Below are 17,070 nucleotides of genomic sequence, written 5' to 3'. Positions count from 1 at the left end.
ATGGCGGACATCTCGGAACTGGATGCGGTCCGCCGCCCGATCGAGCGGGCCCGGGGCCTCGCGAACCGGCACTACGCGGACCCCGAGACCTGCCGCGCGGACGACGCCGCCCTGCTCCTCGGCGGCTGGGCGGGCCTCGCCGTGGCGTCCCAGGTGCCCTGCCCCGGCGACGCGCGGCCCATCGACTTCGCCGGCGTTCCGCTGCTGCTCCTGCGCGACCGGGAGGGCGCGGTGCGGGTGTTCCAGAACGTCTGCCGCCACCGCGGCATGATCCTCGTGGCCGAGCCGCGGCGCATCGAGGGCGCGATCCGCTGCCCCTACCACTCCTGGTGCTACGCCACCGACGGACGGCTGGTCGCGACGCCGCACGTGGGCGGCCCTGGCCGCAACAGCGACCGAGCCGTGGACCGCGCGGGCTTGGGCCTGATCGAGGTCCGCTCCCACGTCTGGCGCGACGTGGTGTTCGTAGACCTCGGCGGCGCGGCGCCCCCGTTCGGAACGGTGCACGCGGCGGCGGTCGCGCGCTGGGCCGAGCTGGACGCGGCCCTGCACCACGACGGGCGCGACTTCGTGCTGGAGGTGGCTTGCGACTGGAAGCTCGCGGTCGAGAACTACTGCGAGAGCTACCACCTGCCCTGGGTGCATCCCGGGCTGAACGCGTACTCCCGGCTGGAGGACCACTACCCGATCATGGGCGAGAACCATGCGGGACAGGGGACGACCGTGTACCGGCAGCTCCGCGAGGGGCGCGCGCGGATGCCCGACTTTCCCGGCCTCTCCAATCGCTGGAACACGGCGGCCGAGTACGTGGCGGTGTTTCCCAACGTCCTCTTGGGCGTGCACCGCGACCACGCCTTCGCGATCGTGCTGCGCCCGATGGGTCATGCGCGGACCGCGGAGCACGTGCACTTCTTCCACGCCGCGCCGGCGCCCGATCCGGGGCTGGCGGACCGGAACGCGGCGCAGTGGCGCGCGGTGTTCGAGGAGGACGTGTTCGTGGTCGAGGGCATGCAGCGGGGCCGCGCCGCCCCGGGCTTCGACGGCGGCCGCTTCAGCCCCGCGATGGACGGCCCCACCCACGCGTTCCACGCCTGGGTGGCGGACCGGCTGGCCGGGTGACCGACCCGGGCACGCTCGACGCGGCGATGCGGGCGGCCCATGCACGGGGCGACGGGCGCGCGCTGATCGGACTCTACGAGACGGCCGCGCGGCGGGACGCTTCGTCGGAGGCCTTCTTCCTCACGCAGGCCTGGGTCCACGCGCTGGAGGCGGGCGATCCGCGCGCGCCGGCGCTGGGGGAGCGGCTGCGCACGATGGGCCGCGCCTGAAGCTCAGTCGTCCGCCTCGTCGTCCGCGGCGCCGCGGAAGCCCTGGGCGACCACGAACTTCTCGGCCGAGTCGGCGCGGCTGGCGCCGGGCTTCACGTTCGCCACCTTGCTGAACCGCCGCTTCAGCTCGGCCTGAAGCCCCTGCTCCGCGCCCCCCGCCAGCACCTTGGCCACGAAGGTGCCGCCAGGGCGCAGCACGTCGAAGGCCAGCTCGGCGGCGGCCTCGCAGAGCGCCACGATCCGCAGGTGGTCGGTCTGGCGGTGGCCCGACGACGCGGCGGCCATGTCCGACATGACCACGTCGGCGGGCCCGTCGAGCCACGCCTTCACCTGCTCGTCAGCGCCCTCGGAGAGGAAGTCGAGCACGTGGATCTCGGCGCCCGGCACAGGCTCGACCTCCTGCAGGTCGAGGCCAACGATGCGGCCCTGCGGCCCCTTGCCCGTGCCGAGCGCGTTGATGCGGGGCACGGCGACCTGCAGCCAGCCGCCCGGCGCGCAGCCGAGGTCGACCACGCGGGCGCCGGGCTTCAGGAAGCCGAAGCGGTCGTCGAGCTCCATGATCTTGAAGGCGGCGCGGCCCCGGAAGCCCTCGGCGCGGGCGCGCTGGACGTAAGGATCGTTGAGCTGCCGCTCCAGCCAGAGCTTCGAGGACATGGTGCGCCCGCGCGCGGTCTTGACGCGCACGCGCAGGTCCCGGCGGCCGCGGCCGGAGGTGTTGGGGGTCTTCGCCATGGGCAGGGGGATACGCCGGGCGCGGGGCGGGCGGAAGGGGTGGCTCAGAAGGGGCCGTCCTCCAGGACGCCGTCGGCGGTCATCTGGGCGTAGAGCAGACCCTCGCGCAGGCCGCGGTCGGCGACGGAAAGGCGGTCCGTGGGCCAGACGCGCAGGAGGGCCTGGAGGATGGCGGCGCCCGACATGATGAGGGAGTGCCGGTCGCGGCCGATGCGGGGGTCGTTGCGCCGCCCCTCTGGACCTTGCGCGAGGTAGCCGCGGATCACGCGGTCGATCTGCGCGCCGGTCATGCGCAGGCCGTCCACCTTGTTGCGGTCGTAGCGGCGCAGGTTGAGGTGGGTGGCGGCCACGGTGGTGACGGTGCCCGAGGTGCCGATGATCTGGAAGCCGGGGTCGATGTGGCCTTCCGCGTCGGCGTAGGGCGAGAACTCGGCGAGGCATTCCTCGAAGTGCCAGGACATGAGAGCGAAGCGGGCCGCGTCGTCGGTCACGTCGCGGAACTGGTCCTTGAGGGTGGCGACGCCGAGGGGGATCGAGATCCAGTCCACCACACGCGCGCGGGGGAACGGGTCGTCCTCCTTGCCCGCGAAGCCGGCGTGGAGGCGCATGATCGCGCGCGCCTTTTCCAAGGGGGCCACGCGGGTGAGGTCGATCCAGACCAGCTCCGTGGAGCCGCCGCCGATGTCGACCACCATGACCTGCTCGGCCTTCTGGCTGACGAGAGGCGCGCAGGAGACCACGGCGAGGCGCGCCTCCTCCTCGGGCTCAATGATCTCGAGGTCCAGCTCCGCCTCGCGCGCCACCAGCGCGATGAACTCGGCGGCGTTCACGGCGCGGCGGCAGGCCTCGGTGGCGACGAGACGCATGCGCGAGACCTCGTGAGTCTCCAGCTTGCGGCGGCAGATCTTGAGCGCGCCGACGGTGCGGGCCATCGACGAGCGGCTGAGGCGGCCCGACTGCTCCAGCCCGTTGCCGAGCTGGACCGACTTGTGGAAGCTGTCGACGACGTGGAGCTGGTTGCCCTTGGGCTGCGCGATCAGCATCCGGCACGAGTTGGTGCCGAGGTCGAGCGCCGCATACAGCTCGGCCGGATCGGGGCGCGCGTCGGCCTGCGGTCGCACGAGCGCGGCACGGTGCGGGACCTCGCCGCGCAGGGTGCGCCGGTCCGGATGTTCGGGGGGCATGGTGCCTCCGGCTGACTGGTTGCATCGACCCTATGCGGCGGGGCGGCCCGTGGGCAAGCGGGCTTCAAGTCGTACATGAACATAATGCGGGTTCGCCGGCCTCGCAGGCCGGCCCGGCGCGCGGTAGGGCGTCGTCATCGGGCGTCGCGGTGCCGCAATCCGCGCCCGCACCGCCCCGGCCCTTCGGTATGGGCCGCCCGAGGGAGGCGCGCATGGGCAGGATCACGGTCGTCTACTGGCGGGACATCCCCGCGCAGGTCATCGCGGGCTCGGGCCGGCGCGCGGCCAAGGTGCCGCTGCCCGAGCGCTTCGAGCAGGCCATCGACCGCGCCGCGATGCGCTCCGGCGCCGCCGGCACGGACGACTACCTCGCCGAATGGCGCAAGGTGCCCGAGGGCGAGGCCGAAGGCGACGACCGCGCCGCCGCCGAGGCCCGCGCCGCTGCCCTCGAATCGGAATGGCCCGACAGTCGCCTGCGCGCGGCGGCGATGGCGGGCGGGCGCGAGGAGAGCTGACGATGGCGCTTTTGAACTTCCGCCGCCAGCCGGCGCAGCCCGAGGAGCGGAACGCCGCCCTCGCCGCGTTCCTGCAGGGCGCCTCGATCGAGGTGATGCCGCGCACCGCCGAGAAGGTGGAGGACTTCGCGGCCCTGCTGCCCGCGGGCACGCGCGTCTACGTGGCCCACATCGCCGGCACGCCCATCGAGGACATGGTGGCCACCGCGGCCCGCCTGCGCGCCGAGGGCATGGAGCCGATGCCGCACTTCCCGGCCCGCATCATCGCGGACCGCGCGACGCTCCTCGACTGGGTGGCGCGCTACCGGGGCGAGGCGGACGTGCGCGAGGCGCTGGTGCTCGCGGGCGGGGTCACGGACCCGGTGGGCGACTACTCCGATTCCATGCAGCTCCTCGGGTCCGGCGCCTTCGACGGCTTCCGCCGCCTCCACGTGGCCGGCCACCCCGAGGGCAACCGCGACATCGACCCCGACGGCGGCGTGCTGACGGTCTCGAACGCGCTCGCGTGGAAGCAGGCCTTCGCGGAGCGCACGGATGCCACGGTCGCCATCGCCACCCAGTTCGCCTTCGAGCCGGCGCCGGTGATCGAGTGGGCGCAGTCGCTGCACGCGGCCGGCATCACGCTGCCGATCCACATCGGCGCGGCCGGCCCTGCGAAGCTTCAGACGCTCATCAAGTTCGCGATCGCCTGCGGCGTCGGCCCCTCCCTGCGCGTGCTCCAGCGCCGCGCGGCCGATCTGACGAAGCTGGTGGTGCCCTTCGAGCCGACCGAGTTCCTAGGCGCGCTGGCCGAGCACAAGGCGGCCGACCCCGCCTTCGGGATCGAGAGCGTCCACATCTTCCCGCTGGGCGGGATCAAGGCGTCGGCCGAGTGGCTGCGCACCCATTCCGAGGATCCCGAATGACCCGCACCGTACTGGAATCGAAGTCGAAGACCGTGGTAATCGGCTTCGACGAGCCGTTCTGCGTGATCGGCGAGCGGATCAATCCCACGGGCCGCAAGAAGCTGGCCGCCGAATTGGAGGCGGGCGACTTCTCGACCGTGGAGCGCGACGCGGTGGAGCAGGTGGCCTGCGGGGCCATGGTGCTCGACGTGAACTCGGGCGCCGTGTTTACCAACAAGATGGCGGACGACCCGCGATACGCGGACAACAACTTCGTGGAGCCCATGCTGATGCCCCAGCTCATCGAGCGGGTGCAGGCGATGGTCGACGTGCCCCTGTGCATCGACAGCTCCGTGCCCGGCGCGCTGGAAGCGGGGCTGGAGGCGGCCAACGGGCGGCCCCTCCTGAACTCGGTCACGGGCGAGGAGGAGCGGCTCGAGGTCGTGCTGCCGCTGGTCAAGAAGTACAACGTTCCCGTGGTCGCCATCTCGAACGACGACACCGGGATATCCGAGGACCCGGACGTGCGGTTCGCCGTGGCGAAGAAGATCGTGGAGCGCGCCGCCGACTTCGGGATCTCCGCCCACGACATCGTGGTGGACCCGCTCGTCATGCCGATCGGCGCCATGGCGACGGCCGGGCAGCAGGTGTTCCAGCTCGTGCGGCGCCTGCGCGAAGAGCTGGGGGTGAACACCACCTGCGGCGCGTCCAACGTCTCGTTCGGCCTGCCCAACCGCCACGGCGTGAACGCGGCCTTCCTGCCCATGGCGATCGGCGCGGGCATGACCTCGGCAATCATGAACCCCGTGCGCGCCGTCGAGATGGAGGCGATCCACGCCGCCAACATGCTGATGAACCACGACCCGAACGGCGGCGCCTGGATCGGCTTCAGCCGCGTGATCGAGGCCGTGCGCGCGGGCGAGCCGTTCGCCGAAGCCGCCAAGGCCGCGCAGGCGTCCGGAGCGCGCTCCGGCGGGCGCCGCGGCGGGCGGCGGCGCGCGTGAGCCGCGGGTGACGGGGCGCGCACGGAGGGACGGATGAGCGATCCGCTCGTGGTCTTCACGCCCTCGGGCAAGCGCGGGCGCGTGCCGGCGGGCACGCCCGTGCTGGATGCCGCGCGAAAGCTCGGCGTCGACCTCGACTCGGTCTGCGGCGGGCGGGGCATCTGCTCGAAGTGCCAGGTGGCGCCGGGGCGCGGGGCCTTCCCGAAGCACGGTGTCACGGTCGCCGACGATGCGTTGTCGCCCGTGAACGCGGTCGAGCGGCGCTACGACGAGAAGCGCGGCCTCGCGCCCGGACGCCGCCTCGGCTGCCAGGCGCGGATCGAGGGCGACGTGGTGATCGACGTGCCGCCCGAGAGCCAGGTCCACCGGCAGGTGGTCCGCAAGGCCGCCTCGGACGCGCTGGTGGAGATGGACCCGGCCACGCGCCTCCACTTCGTCACCGTCGAGGAGCCGGACATGGACGCCCCCACGGGCGACCTGGAGCGCCTGCGCCGGGCGCTGCGGGACCAGTGGGCGCTGGAGGGGCTGCACGTCCCCCTGCCCGTCCTCGCCACGCTCCAGACCGTGCTCCGCAAGGGCGAATGGGGCGTCACGGTCGCGGTGAACCACGCCGAGGGGTCCGTCGCCGCCGTGTGGCCCGGCCTGCGGACCGCGGCGCCGCTGGGGCTGGCGATCGACCTCGGGTCCACCACGGTCGCGGCGCATCTGTGCGACCTCGGGGACGGGTCGGTCAAGGCGTCGGGCGGGATCATGAACCCGCAGATCCGCTTCGGCGAGGACCTGATGAGCCGGGTCAGCTACGCGATGATGAACGCGGGCGGCGCGGCGGAGATGACGGCGGCGGTGCGCGCCGCCCTGCAGGCGCTGGCGGCGGAGCTGTGCGCCGAGGCGGGCGTGATCCCCGGCGACGTGGTCGAGGCCGTCGTGGTCTGCAACCCGGTGATGCACCACCTGCTGCTCGGAATCGACCCGACCGAGCTGGGACAGGCGCCCTTCGCGCTGGCGACCTCGGACGCGCAGCACCTCGCCTGCGCCGAGCTGGGCCTCGCGCTGGCCCCCGGGGCGCGGCTCTACCTGCTGCCCTGCATCGCGGGCCACGTGGGTGCCGATGCCGCCGCCGTGGCGCTGGCCGAGGCGCCCGACCGGGCCGAGGCGATGACGCTGATCGTCGACGTGGGCACCAATGCCGAGCTGATTCTCGGCAACCGCGAACGCCTGCTCGCCTGCTCGTCGCCCACCGGGCCGGCCTTCGAGGGCGCCCAGATCAGCCACGGCCAGAGGGCGGCGCCGGGCGCCATCGAGCGGGTGCGGATCGACCCCGCGACCAAGGCGGCGCGCTTCCGGGTGATCGGCGACGAGCGGTGGTCCGACGAGCCGGGCTTCGACGTGGTGCCCACGGGCATCTGCGGATCGGGCATCATCGAGGCGGTGGCCGAGATGCGGATGGCCGGGCTGCTCGACGCCTCGGGCCTCGTCGGGTCGGCCGAGGCGACCGGAACGCCGCTCTGCGTGCCGCAAGGGCGCACGCACGCCTACCGCCTGTGGTCGGACGGCGAGCGCGAGATCCTCGTCACCCAGGGCGACGTGCGGGCGATCCAGCTCGCGAAGTCGGCGCTCTATGCGGGCGCGCGGCTGCTGATGGACGAGGCGGGCGTGGACGCCGTGGAGCGGGTGACGCTGGCCGGCGCCTTCGGGGCGCACATCTCGCCGCTCCACGCGACCGTGCTGGGCATGATCCCGGACGCGCCGCAGGGGGCGGTGACCTCGGCGGGCAACGCGGCCGGGCACGGCGCGCGGGTCGCCTTGTGCAACCGCGCCGCGCGGGACCGGGTGGAGGCGCTGGTGCGGCAAATCACGAAGGTCGAGACGGCCGTGGCGCCGCGCTTTCAGGAGCACTTCGTGGCCGCCAACGCGATCCCCCACGCGGTGGACGCCTTCCCGCACCTCGCGGGCGTGGTGACGCTGCCGGACGTACACTTCGGCGCGGGCGGCGGCGGCGGGCGGCGCAGGCCCCGGCGCTAGCGCAGCATGTGGCGCGCGTTCAGGACGCGCGCCGCGGCCGACACGATGCACAGCGCGCCGAAGGTCCACGCCAGGGGCGCGAACCAGTCCGGCACGAGGCAGACCAGCACGAGGAACAGGATCGTCTCGGTGCCCTCCAGAAGCCCGGCCGAGTAGTAGAGCGACTTGATGCCCTGCCGGTCGGTGGAGATGCCGCGCTTCTCGGCGACGATCGCGAAGCCGAGGAAGGCCGTGCCCGACAGGTAGAACGAGAACAGAAGGAACGCGGCCGCCACCGCGTCGGGCGGCATGCGCAGCGCGAAGGCCAGCGGGATCGCGCCGTAGAAGGCGAAGTCGCACCAGATGTCGAGGAAGCCGCCGAAGTCGGTACGCTCCGTCGCCCGCGCCACCGCGCCGTCGAGGCCATCCAGAAGGCGCGACAGCAGCAGCGGCACCACGGCCCAGAGCGGCGCGTCGGCCCAGATCAGCGCGGCGGCCAGCAGCCCGAGGGCGAGCCCCCCGAGCGTGATGCCGTCCGCCGTGACGCCCCTTGCGGCGAGGCCCCGGCCCGCGCGGTTCAGCGGCGGGTCGATCACGGGGCGGAGGTAGCTGTCGAGCATGGGGCGCTTCCACTGGGGTCGCACCGGCATGTCGCCCGCGGGCGCCCGCGGTCAACCCGTCCCACGGCAACGTGCGCGGCGCCTTCCCCTGCCCCGCCGCCCGCGCTATCCCGGCCGCGCCGGGGGTGTGGCCGAGCGGTCGAAGGCACCGGTCTTGAAAACCGGCGGGCGCGAAAGCGTCCCGTGGGTTCGAATCCCACCGCCCCCGCCACCCCTGCCCATTGGCGCCCTCCGGGCGACGTTCGGCCTACGACCATGGGATCGTTGCCCGGACGGGAACCTGTGCCTAGGCTGGCGGGGCTTCCGCACCGCGTCGGACCTGCTCCGCCGCGGGCGGGGCATTCTTGCGATGTGGGAGGACATCATGACTGCAATCCGGAACAACGGCGCCGCGCGTTGGCTCGCGCCGTGCGCCGCCGCCGCGCTGCTGGCGGCCTCGTCGGGGCTGGCGCTCGCCCAGGGCATGAACACCACCGCGCTCCAGCACGAGGCGGTGCTGGAGGGGCTCGAGAACCCGTGGGACATGGCGTTCCTCGACGACGGCACGATGTTCTTCACCGAGAAGTGCAAGGGCCTGTCGGTGCGGATGCCCGACGGCACCGTGAACGCGCTCTACGGCGTGGGGGAGACCGAGGGCTACCCGTCGAGCGGCGACGACCTGTTCTGCGAGGGGCAGGCCGGGATGATGGGGGTCGCGGTCGACCCGGACTTCGCGGACAACCGGCGCCTCTACGTGTACTCGACGTCGAACATGTCGGACCCGCACACCAACCGGCTGATGCGCTTCACGGTGGCCGACGACTTCTCGGGGGTCTCGGACCGGACCGACATCGTCGACGACGTGCCCTACAAGATGGCGGCCTCGGACCACCCGTTCGGCGGCCCCGGCGCGCACAACGGCGGGCGGGTGCGGTTCAACCCGGCGGACGGCTACCTGTACCTGACCACCGGCGACAACCACAACAGCGAGGTGCCGCAGAGCCCGACCATGATGGGCTCGAAGGTGCTGCGGATCGACACGGACGGCAACGCCGCGGCCGAAAACAGCCCGCCCGAGGGCTTCGACCAGCGCACCTACACCTACGGCCACCGCAACGTGCAGGGCATCGCCTTCAACGCGACGGGCACGCCGATCACCGCCGAGCACGGGCCGTGGCACTCGGACGAGATCACGGTGCTGGAGAACGGCGGCAACGCCGGCTGGGATCCGCGGCCGAACATGGCCGGGCGCGAGGACTGCCCGGACGACTACTGCGGCTACAGCCCGAACCAGGCGGAGGGCATGAACCGCTTCGAGCGGGCGGCCTACATGCCGATGACGGACTTCGACACCTACCCGGACGCGATGCCCCCGATCTGGAACAACAACGGCTGGTCGCAGGGCACCTCGTCGATCGACTTCCTGCGCGGCGAGCAGTGGGGCGACTGGCAGAACGCCGCGGTCGTGGGGATCATGGGCATCGGCTTCGGCGGCACGCCCATCGGGCAGCGGATCGACGTGATCCAGCTGAACGAGGACGAGACCGAGGTGGTCGACGTCACCGAGATGACGCTGCCCATGGACTCGGCCCGGTTCCGCTCGCTCGTGCTCGGGCCCGACGGCAGCCTCTACACCGCGGTGGACGAGGGCACGATCCACAAGCTCACGCCCGGCGGAAACTGAGCGCGGGCCGCGCCGCCTCCGGGCGGCGCGGCGCCGGGCGGCCCCGCGGGGCCGCCCTACCCGTCCGGCGCCACGAGCGCGGCGGGGATCTCGAAGCGCTGGTCGTCCACGCGGATGCGGTGCGCGCCCTGCACCTCCATCCAGTCGACGTCGGTGCCCACGCCCGACATCGTGGCATCGCCGCGCACGAAGCGCCCCGCCTCGAAGCTCAGGCGCCGGCGGAAGCCGCTGGGGAAGGTGACGACCACGGCCGCATCGCCCGCCGCGCCGCGTGCGACGGCCGCCTCGCACGGGACCATCGCCTCGCCGATCTCCTGCGCGCAGCGGACGGTGGCGTAGGCGTCGAAGTCGCCCGCCCGGGCGCGGCGGTCCGCGTCCTGCGCGGCGGCGGGCGCGGCGAGCGCGAGCGCCGCCGCGAGACCGGCGGCTGCGCGCATCTCAGCCCAGCTCGTCGACGATGTAGGCGGCGAGGCCGGCGATGTCGTCGTCCGTCAGCTCCTCGGCCACGCCGTACATCAGCGCCGAGTTCGGCCCCACCTTCTCGCCCGCCCGATAGGCTTCGAGCTTCTCGATGAGGTAGGCGGCATCGTGGCCCACGAGCTTCGGGAAGCTCGCCATGCCCTTGCCCGTCGGCCCGTGGCAGTTCTTGCAGACCTCGTCGTAGATCGCGGCGCCGACCTCCGGGTCGCCGGCGGCCGCCGTCTCGGTCGACGCCGCCTCGTCCGCGCCGCCCTCGGCCGCATCGGTCCCACCCGTGCCGTCGCCCGCGCCGGCTTGCGCCGCGACGAGCGACAGCATGGCGGCGGCCAGCAAAGCTCTGATTTCCATGTCTCGCTCCCTGAACTCCCGGGCTCGCGCCGGGACTGGGGTGGACGCTCGGCCATCGCCCCCCGTCCGGTCAAGCGGGACGAAGGGCCCACCCCGCCACGTAGACCTGCCGCACGGCGCGGTCGTCGCCCATCATGATCGTCGGGAACGCCGCCTCCCAGACGTCGCCCGCCCGCGCGGCGCGCTGGGCGATGGCGGGGGTGGAGGCGAGGTCGAGCACGGCGAGGTCGGCCTCGGTGCCCGGCTCCAGCGTGCCGATGCGGCCCTCGGCGTGGAGCGCGCGCGCGCTGCCTTCCGTTGCCAGCCACAGGAGCTGCGCGGGGTGGAGCGCGCTGCTGCGGAGCTGCGCCACCTCGTAGGCGGCCGCCATGGTGCGGAGCATCGAGAAGCTCGATCCGCCGCCGGTGTCGGTGGCGAGTCCCACGGTCATACGGCGCGCGAGCCCCATGTCGAACAGCCCCGAACCGATGAAGGTGTTCGAGGTCGGGCAGTGGATCGCCGCGGCGCCGACCTCGGCCAGCCGGTCGCGCTCGCGCTCCTGCAGGTGGATCGCGTGGCCGTAAAGGCCGCGGGCGCCCAGCAGGCCGTGGCGCTCGTAGGTGTCGAGGTAGTCGCGGGCGCCCGGGAACAGGTCCTTCACCCAGTGCACCTCGTCGTGCTGCTCGCTCAGGTGGGTCTGCATCAGGCAGTCCGGGTGCTCGCCCCAGAGCGCGCCGAGGGCGTCGAGCTGGTCGGGCGTGGAGGTGGGCGAGAAGCGCGGCGTGACCACGTAGCCCGCCCGGCCCTGCCCGTGCCAGCGCTCCAGCAGGCGCTTCGAGTCGTCGTAGGCGGACCGGGCCGTGTCGCGCAGGTCGTCCGGCGCGTTGCGGTCCATGCAGGTCTTGCCGCCCCAGACGCGCATGCCGCGCTCCGCGGCCGCCTTGAACCAGGCGTCCACCGATCCGGGGTGGATCGTGCAGAACGAGCAGAGCGACGTGGTGCCGTGGGCGAGCGCGAGGTCGAGGGTGCGGCCGGCGATCTCGGCGGCGAAACCGGGGTCGCCGAAGCGAGCCTCCTCTGGGAAGGTGTAAGTGTTCAGCCAGTCGATCAGGCGCTTGCCCCACGACGCCACGATGGCAGTCTGGGGATAGTGCATGTGGGCGTCCACGAAGCCCGGCAGGATCAGCGCGTCGCCGTGATCCTCGACCGCCGCCTCCGGATGGGCGGCGCGGATCGCGTCGGCGTCTCCGACCGCGAGGATGCGCCCGTCCCGCACGGCGACGGCGCCGCGGCGCTCGTGCCGGGCGGCCTCGGCGGGGGGCACCGCGAAGGGATCGGCGTGGAAGCGCAGGAGCTGTCCGAGGATGAGCGTGGTCATGCCTCCGGGCCTAGCGGGCCGCCGCCGCGCCGTCCAGAACACCGCTCGCGCTCGCGTCGCGCCCGCGCTAGGGCAGCGCCAGCAACCCCGCACCGGAGGCGCGCCATGTCCGACCCGCACGACGATCTCGACAGCGCCGAGGGGGCGCGGCCCGAGGAGGAGGAGCGCGAGGAGGAGCAGGAGCTGGACCAGCCCCGCATCCGGCTGATCGCCCGCGCCATCGAGGCCGAGGACGGCGCCGCGGTCGACGCGCTGCTGGAGCCGCTGCACGAGGCCGACATCGCGGACCTGCTGGAGCAGCTCGGCGACGTGCAGCGGCGGCGCCTCCTGCAGCTCTGGTCCGGCTCGATCGACGGCGAGATCCTCTCGGAGCTCGACGAGTCGATCCGCGAGGAGGTGCTCGACGACCTGCCCGACGCCGAGGTCGCCACCGCCGTGCGCGAGCTGGAGACCGACGACATCGTCGACCTCATCGAGAACCTCGAGGACAGCAGCCGCACCGGCGTGATCCTCGGCGCGCTCGACGAGGCGGACCGGTATGCCGTGGAGCAGGCGCTGGCCTTCCCGGAGTACTCCGCGGGCCGCCTGATGCAGCGCGAGGTGGTGACCGCGCCGTCGCACTGGACCGTGGGTCAGGCCATCGACCACCTGCGCGCCTCGCGTGACGTGCTGCCCGAGCAGTTCTACCACGTGATCCTGGTGGACCCGCGCTTCCGGCCCGTGGGCTACGTGACGCTCGGCAAGCTGCTGTCGTCGGACCGCGACACGGAGCTGAGCGAGATCGAGGAGGACTCGTTCCGCACCTTCGAGGCCACCGAGCCCGAGGGCGACGTGGCCTACGCCTTTTCGCAGTACCACCTGATCTCGGCCCCCGTGGTGGACGAGAACGACCGCCTGCTCGGCATCGTCACCATCGACGACGCGGTGCGGATTCTCGACGAGGAGGCCGAGGAGGACATCCTGCGCCTCGCCGGCGTGGACGCCGAGGAGAGCATCGCGAATCGCACCCGCGACGTGGTGCGGCGGCGCTTCCCGTGGCTTGCCGTGAACCTCGTGACGGCGGTGCTGGCCTCGCTTGTGATCGCGCAGTTCGAGGAGGTGCTCCAGCAGATCGTGGCGCTGGCCGTGCTGATGCCCATCGTCGCCTCCATGGGCGGCAACGCGGGCACCCAGTCGCTGACGGTGGCCGTGCGGGCGCTGGCGACGCGCGACCTGACGGGGGCGAACGTCTGGCGGGTGATCCGGCGCGAGGTGACGGCCGGGCTGGTGAACGGTCTGATCTTCGCTGTGATCATGGCGCTCGTGGGCTTGGCCTGGTTCGGCTCGCCCGTGCTGGGCGCGGTGATCGCGGTGGCGATGGTGATCAATCTTGTGGTGGCGGGACTGGCGGGCGTGGGCATTCCGGTGGTGCTGGAGAAGCTCGGCGTCGACCCGGCCCTGGCCTCGGGGGCCTTCGTGACCACGGTGACGGACGTGGTGGGCTTCTTCGCGTTCCTCGGGCTGGCGGCGGCTTGGATGCTCTAGGGCGCATCGCCCGCGCTCAGACCGCCGCTTCCTCCTCCGCGCCCGCGGCGGCCTCCCATGCCGGCACGGCGGCACCGCGGGGGGCGTAGGGCAGCGCAGTGGGGTGGATGCGCTCCGAGGCGTCCGCGCCCACGGTGCGCCGCCGCCGCGCGAGGAACCAGCCGCCGAAGCCGCGCCACGTGCCCACCGACGGCCCCGTGGGATCGGCCGGGAACCGCGAGGCCCAGTCCGGGGGCAGCGGCAGGCCGTTCGCCTCGAGCCGCCCGAGCATCCAGCGCAGGGGCACGTTGGCGAGGGGGCGGAAGCGCGGATCGCCCGAGGTCTGCCCGCCCACGTCCGCGTGGGCGCCGCGAAACCACACCTGCTCCACCGTGAGCGTGCGCGCGCCGTGGGTGCGCCAGAGGTCGGGGCGGAACGCCTGCCGCGTCTCGTTGAGCGCCAGCGCGTGGAAGCCCCGTTTCACGTGTCGCCCGAGGCGGTGCGAGCGGAAGGCGTGGACCTTGGGGAACAGGCGCCAGAGCACGGGCCAGCGGATGCCCACGGCGCGCACCGTGTCGAACACCGCCACGGCCTCGATCGCGGTTCCCAGGTGGCACAGGCGCGCCGCGAAGGAGCGGGCCTCGGCGCGGGTGGGATCGCCGCGGTAGTGCTCGTAGGCCCGGTCTAGCGTCCACGGGTTCAGCGCGTCGGCGCGCAGCAGGCCGACGCGGTCGATCATGCCCGCCAGCGCCCGCACCGCGTAGGCCCCGCGCGAGTAGCCCACGAGGTAGATGCGGTCGCCCGGCACGTAGCGCCGGGCGAGCGAGGCGTAGGCCCGCTTGATCTGGCGGTTGATCCCCACCCCGGCCATCAGTTCGGGCGCGCGGCGCCAGCCGAGCCACTGGAGGCCGGGCTCGTAGTAGAGGCTCGCGTCGTCGGCCGCAGAGAGCATCCTGTAGATCAGCCCGACCGAGGTCTCGTGCCCCGGCTCCAGCGACGACAGCGTGCCGTCGAGCAGGACCACGTGGACGGCGGACTCCGCATGAAGCTCCTCGCGGGGGGTGCGGGGGCGCAGCCAGGCGCGAAGGCGCCGCAGGGGATTGGCGCTAGCGGGCAGCGCCGTGGGCCCCGGCGGCCTGGATCATCGCCCAGACGCGGGCGGGCGTGAACGGCATGTCCGCGCGCACCACCCCGAGGGGCCGCAGCGCGTCGGCCGCCGCGTTGCCCACCGCGGCCATCGCGCCCACCGTCCCCGCCTCGCCGCAGCCCTTCATGCCCAGCACGTTGGCGGTGGAGGGCACCGGCTCGGAGTGGAACGCGATGTGCGGCACCGCGACGGCGCGGGGCATGCCGTAGTCCATGAACGAGGCGGTCAGCAGCTGGCCGTCGGCGTCGTGGACCACGTGCTCGCTGACGGCCTGCCCGATGCCCTGCGCCACGCCGCCGTGCACCTGCCCTTCGGCCAGCATGGGGTTCATGAGGTTCCCGAAGTCGTCGGCCACGGTGTAGCGCACCACATGGAGCGCGCCGGTCTCGCGGTCGATCTCCACCTCGCAGACGTGGCAGCCGTTGGGGAAGGAACGCGCGGGCAGCGTGGCCTTCTCGCGCACGCGCAGGAGGTCGTCGCGCCCCGCGGCGCGGGCGGCCTCGGCGGCCTCCATCACCGTCATGGTCCGGTTCGAGCCGGCGGCGCGGAAGCGGCCCTCGTCGAACGCGGCCTCCTCGACGCCGAGCCGCTCGGCCACGAAGGGCGCCATCGTGGCGACGACCTTCTGCGCCATGGCCCGGTTCGCGGAGCCCTGCGTCGTCACCGAGCGCGAGCCGCCCGTCCCGCCGCCCGTCGCGATGCGGTCGCTGTCGCCCTGCACCACGTCGATCAGTTCGGGGTCGATGCCGAGGTCGGTGGCCACGAACTGGCGGTAGACGGTCTCGTGCCCCTGCCCGTTCGACTGGGTGCCGACGTAGAGAACCGCGCGGCCCTCGGCGGTGAACTCGATCTCGGCGTGCTCGGTGGGGCTGCCGAGGATCGACTCGATGTAGCAGCAGACCCCAAGGCCCCGCAGGCGGCCCTCGGCCTCGCTGGCCGTGCGTCGCGCCTCGAAGCCCGCCACGTCGGCCTCGCGCAGGGCGCGGTCCATGACGCGCGCGAAGTCGCCCACGTCGTAGACCTCGCCCACCACGGTCTCGTAGGGGAACTGGTCGGGCCGAACGAAGCTGCGGCGGCGCAGGGCGAAGCGGTCGACGCCGAGCACGGCGGCGGCGTGGTCCATCGCCCGCTCCAGCACGTAGATCGCCTCGGGACGCCCGGCGCCGCGGTAGGCGTCGACCTGCGTGGTGTTGGTGTAGATGCCGGTGGAGCGCATGAACGCGGCCTGCACGTCGTAGCAGCCCGTCAGAACGCGGCTGAACAGGTCGGACTGGATGTTCTGCGAGTAGCCCGAGTTGTAGGCGCCCATGTTGGCGCGGTTCTCGCAGTGGTAGGCCACGAGGCGGTGATCGGCGTCGAAGCCCAGCCGCGCGGTGCACACGAGGTCGCGGCCCGCGTTGTCGGACAGCATCGCCTCGGAGCGGGTGCTCATCCAGCGCACGGGCGTGCCCAGCGTGCGTGCGGCATGGGCCACGAGCACCGTCTCGGGGTAGTCGGAGGCCTTCATCCCGAAGCCGCCGCCCACGTCGGGATTGGTGACGCGCACCAATTCCGGGTCCAGCCCGAGCCCCTTCGCGAGCGTGCGCTTGGGACCCCAGACCCCCTGTCCGTTCACGCAGACGTGGAGGCGCGCGCCGTCCCATTCGGCCCAGGCGCCGCGCGGCTCCAGCGAGGCGCAGATGATGCGGTTGTCGTCGACCTCCAGCTCGACCACGTGGGCCGCGCCGGCGAGCGCTGCCTCGACCGCGTCCTCGTCGCCCTTCTCCCAGACGTAGGAGATGTTGTCGGGGGCGTCCTCGTGCAGCACGGGGCCGCCGGGCGCGACGTCGGTCTTGGCGGGCAGATCCTCGACATCGAGCGTTACCGCCTCGGCGGCGTCGCGGGCCTGCGCGGCGGTGTCCGCCACCACCATCGCCACCGGCTCGCCCACGAAGCGCACGCGGTCCCGCGCCAGCAGCGGGCGGCCCGGATCGGCCCCGAGGGTGCCGTCGCGGGGGTTCTTCGCGCGCGTCTGGGCGAGGTCGTTGCGCACGCGCGCCGCCTCGATGCTCTGCGCCGTCAGCACCAGCCGCACGCCCGGCATCGCCTCGGCCGCCGAGACGTCCACGCCGCTCAGCACCCCGTGCGCCACGTCGGAGCGCACCACGCAGGCGTGGAGCGCCTCCGCCGGCGCGCCGTCGTCCACGTAGCGGCCCGCGCCGCGCAGGAAGCGGTCATCCTCGACCCGGCGGGTGCTCCGGCTCAGGCCGAACTTCGGGGCGGGGTGGTTCATGGGGGCGGCTCCGGACCAGGGTTCGGGCGGAC

16 protein-coding genes and 1 tRNA gene are annotated in these 17,070 nt (G+C 73.2%); 9 read left to right on the top strand and 8 right to left on the bottom strand.

The annotated features are described in order from the left end of the window. Together K3554_RS10375 and K3554_RS10370 are read left to right on the top strand one after the other, a co-directional pair. The gene (locus K3554_RS10375; RefSeq protein WP_259939946.1) at positions 1-1,119 is read left to right on the top strand and encodes an aromatic ring-hydroxylating dioxygenase subunit alpha; all 1,119 of its coding nucleotides are present in this window, start codon (positions 1-3) and stop codon (positions 1,117-1,119) included. Then, complete coding sequence (locus K3554_RS10370; RefSeq protein ID WP_259939943.1) at positions 1,116-1,328, top strand: hypothetical protein; 213 nt, start codon at positions 1,116-1,118, stop codon at positions 1,326-1,328. Before K3554_RS10375 ends, K3554_RS10370 begins: the two co-directional genes overlap by 4 nt. 3 nt (positions 1,329-1,331) lie before the next feature. Here the strand turns inward: K3554_RS10370 and K3554_RS10365 are convergent, their stop codons facing one another. Together K3554_RS10365 and K3554_RS10360 are read right to left on the bottom strand one after the other, a co-directional pair. Beyond that, positions 1,332-2,060, bottom strand: a complete 729-nt coding sequence (locus K3554_RS10365) for an RlmE family RNA methyltransferase (protein WP_259939941.1) — start codon at positions 2,058-2,060, stop codon at positions 1,332-1,334. A gap of 44 nt (positions 2,061-2,104) precedes the next feature. Continuing rightward, positions 2,105-3,244 carry a Ppx/GppA phosphatase family protein gene (locus K3554_RS10360; protein ID WP_259939939.1) on the bottom strand — a complete coding sequence of 380 codons (1,140 nt, stop codon included), beginning with the start codon at positions 3,242-3,244 and terminating at the stop codon, positions 2,105-2,107. 212 nt (positions 3,245-3,456) lie between these two features. Between K3554_RS10360 and K3554_RS10355 the strand changes: the two genes are divergently transcribed. From K3554_RS10355 to K3554_RS10340, 4 genes are read left to right on the top strand one after another with little or no spacing between them, the layout of a single operon-like run. After that, on the top strand, positions 3,457-3,759 hold the full coding sequence (locus K3554_RS10355; protein ID WP_259939938.1) for a virulence factor: 303 nt from the start codon (positions 3,457-3,459) through the stop codon (positions 3,757-3,759). A gap of 2 nt (positions 3,760-3,761) precedes the next feature. After that, complete coding sequence (locus tag K3554_RS10350; RefSeq protein ID WP_259939937.1) at positions 3,762-4,664, top strand: methylenetetrahydrofolate reductase; 903 nt, start codon at positions 3,762-3,764, stop codon at positions 4,662-4,664. Next, entirely contained in the window at positions 4,661-5,647 is a 987-nt protein-coding gene (locus tag K3554_RS10345; protein WP_259939934.1) for a methyltetrahydrofolate cobalamin methyltransferase, read from the top strand. Before K3554_RS10350 ends, K3554_RS10345 begins: the two co-directional genes overlap by 4 nt. Before the next feature lie 33 nt (positions 5,648-5,680). Next, a complete protein-coding gene (locus tag K3554_RS10340; RefSeq protein WP_259939932.1) occupies positions 5,681-7,669 on the top strand; it encodes an ASKHA domain-containing protein in 1,989 nt (662 codons plus the stop codon). Here K3554_RS10340 and K3554_RS10335 read toward each other — a convergent pair. Further along, positions 7,666-8,268, bottom strand: a complete 603-nt coding sequence (locus K3554_RS10335) for a CDP-alcohol phosphatidyltransferase family protein (RefSeq protein ID WP_259945886.1) — start codon at positions 8,266-8,268, stop codon at positions 7,666-7,668. The two genes, K3554_RS10340 and K3554_RS10335, sit on opposite strands and share 4 nt — an antisense overlap. Positions 8,269-8,389: 121 nt before the next feature. Between K3554_RS10335 and K3554_RS10330 the strand changes: the two genes are divergently transcribed. Beyond that, a tRNA-Ser gene (locus tag K3554_RS10330) sits at positions 8,390-8,479 on the top strand. Between the two features lie 153 nt (positions 8,480-8,632). Further along, entirely contained in the window at positions 8,633-9,931 is a 1,299-nt protein-coding gene (locus K3554_RS10325; RefSeq protein ID WP_259939931.1) for a sorbosone dehydrogenase family protein, read from the top strand. A gap of 56 nt (positions 9,932-9,987) precedes the next feature. On the opposite strand, the gene K3554_RS10320 is transcribed toward K3554_RS10325, so the two are convergent. The 3 genes from K3554_RS10320 to guaD all read right to left on the bottom strand — a co-directional run bounded on the left by K3554_RS10320 (position 9,988) and on the right by guaD (position 12,116). Beyond that, the gene (locus K3554_RS10320) at positions 9,988-10,368 is read right to left on the bottom strand and encodes a hypothetical protein (protein WP_259939930.1); all 381 of its coding nucleotides are present in this window, start codon (positions 10,366-10,368) and stop codon (positions 9,988-9,990) included. Between the two features lies 1 nt (position 10,369). Next, positions 10,370-10,759 (bottom strand): c-type cytochrome, encoded by a 390-nt coding sequence (locus K3554_RS10315; protein ID WP_259939928.1) that lies wholly within the window; start codon positions 10,757-10,759, stop codon positions 10,370-10,372. 70 nt (positions 10,760-10,829) lie between these two features. Then, positions 10,830-12,116 carry a guanine deaminase gene (gene guaD / locus K3554_RS10310; RefSeq protein WP_259939926.1) on the bottom strand — a complete coding sequence of 429 codons (1,287 nt, stop codon included), beginning with the start codon at positions 12,114-12,116 and terminating at the stop codon, positions 10,830-10,832. A gap of 105 nt (positions 12,117-12,221) precedes the next feature. Here guaD and mgtE point away from each other — a divergent pair, with 105 nt between their 5' ends. Then, on the top strand, positions 12,222-13,640 hold the full coding sequence (gene mgtE, locus K3554_RS10305) for a magnesium transporter (RefSeq protein ID WP_259939925.1): 1,419 nt from the start codon (positions 12,222-12,224) through the stop codon (positions 13,638-13,640). A gap of 16 nt (positions 13,641-13,656) precedes the next feature. Here the strand turns inward: mgtE and K3554_RS10300 are convergent, their stop codons facing one another. Both K3554_RS10300 and K3554_RS10295 read right to left on the bottom strand, forming a co-directional pair. Beyond that, positions 13,657-14,643, bottom strand: coding sequence for a DUF2235 domain-containing protein (locus tag K3554_RS10300; RefSeq protein ID WP_259939924.1), 987 nt, complete (start codon positions 14,641-14,643; stop codon positions 13,657-13,659). Positions 14,644-14,725: 82 nt separating this feature from the next. Continuing rightward, a complete protein-coding gene (locus K3554_RS10295; protein WP_259939922.1) occupies positions 14,726-17,038 on the bottom strand; it encodes a xanthine dehydrogenase family protein molybdopterin-binding subunit in 2,313 nt (770 codons plus the stop codon). Positions 17,039-17,070 lie beyond the last annotated feature (32 nt).

Origin of the sequence: Jannaschia sp. W003, from assembly GCF_025144335.1 — a bacterium.
In the GTDB taxonomy this organism is placed as follows: Bacteria; Pseudomonadota; Alphaproteobacteria; order Rhodobacterales; family Rhodobacteraceae; genus Jannaschia.
Note: the sequence above shows the minus strand (reverse complement) of the source record. Positions and strands in the feature narration are given on the sequence as shown.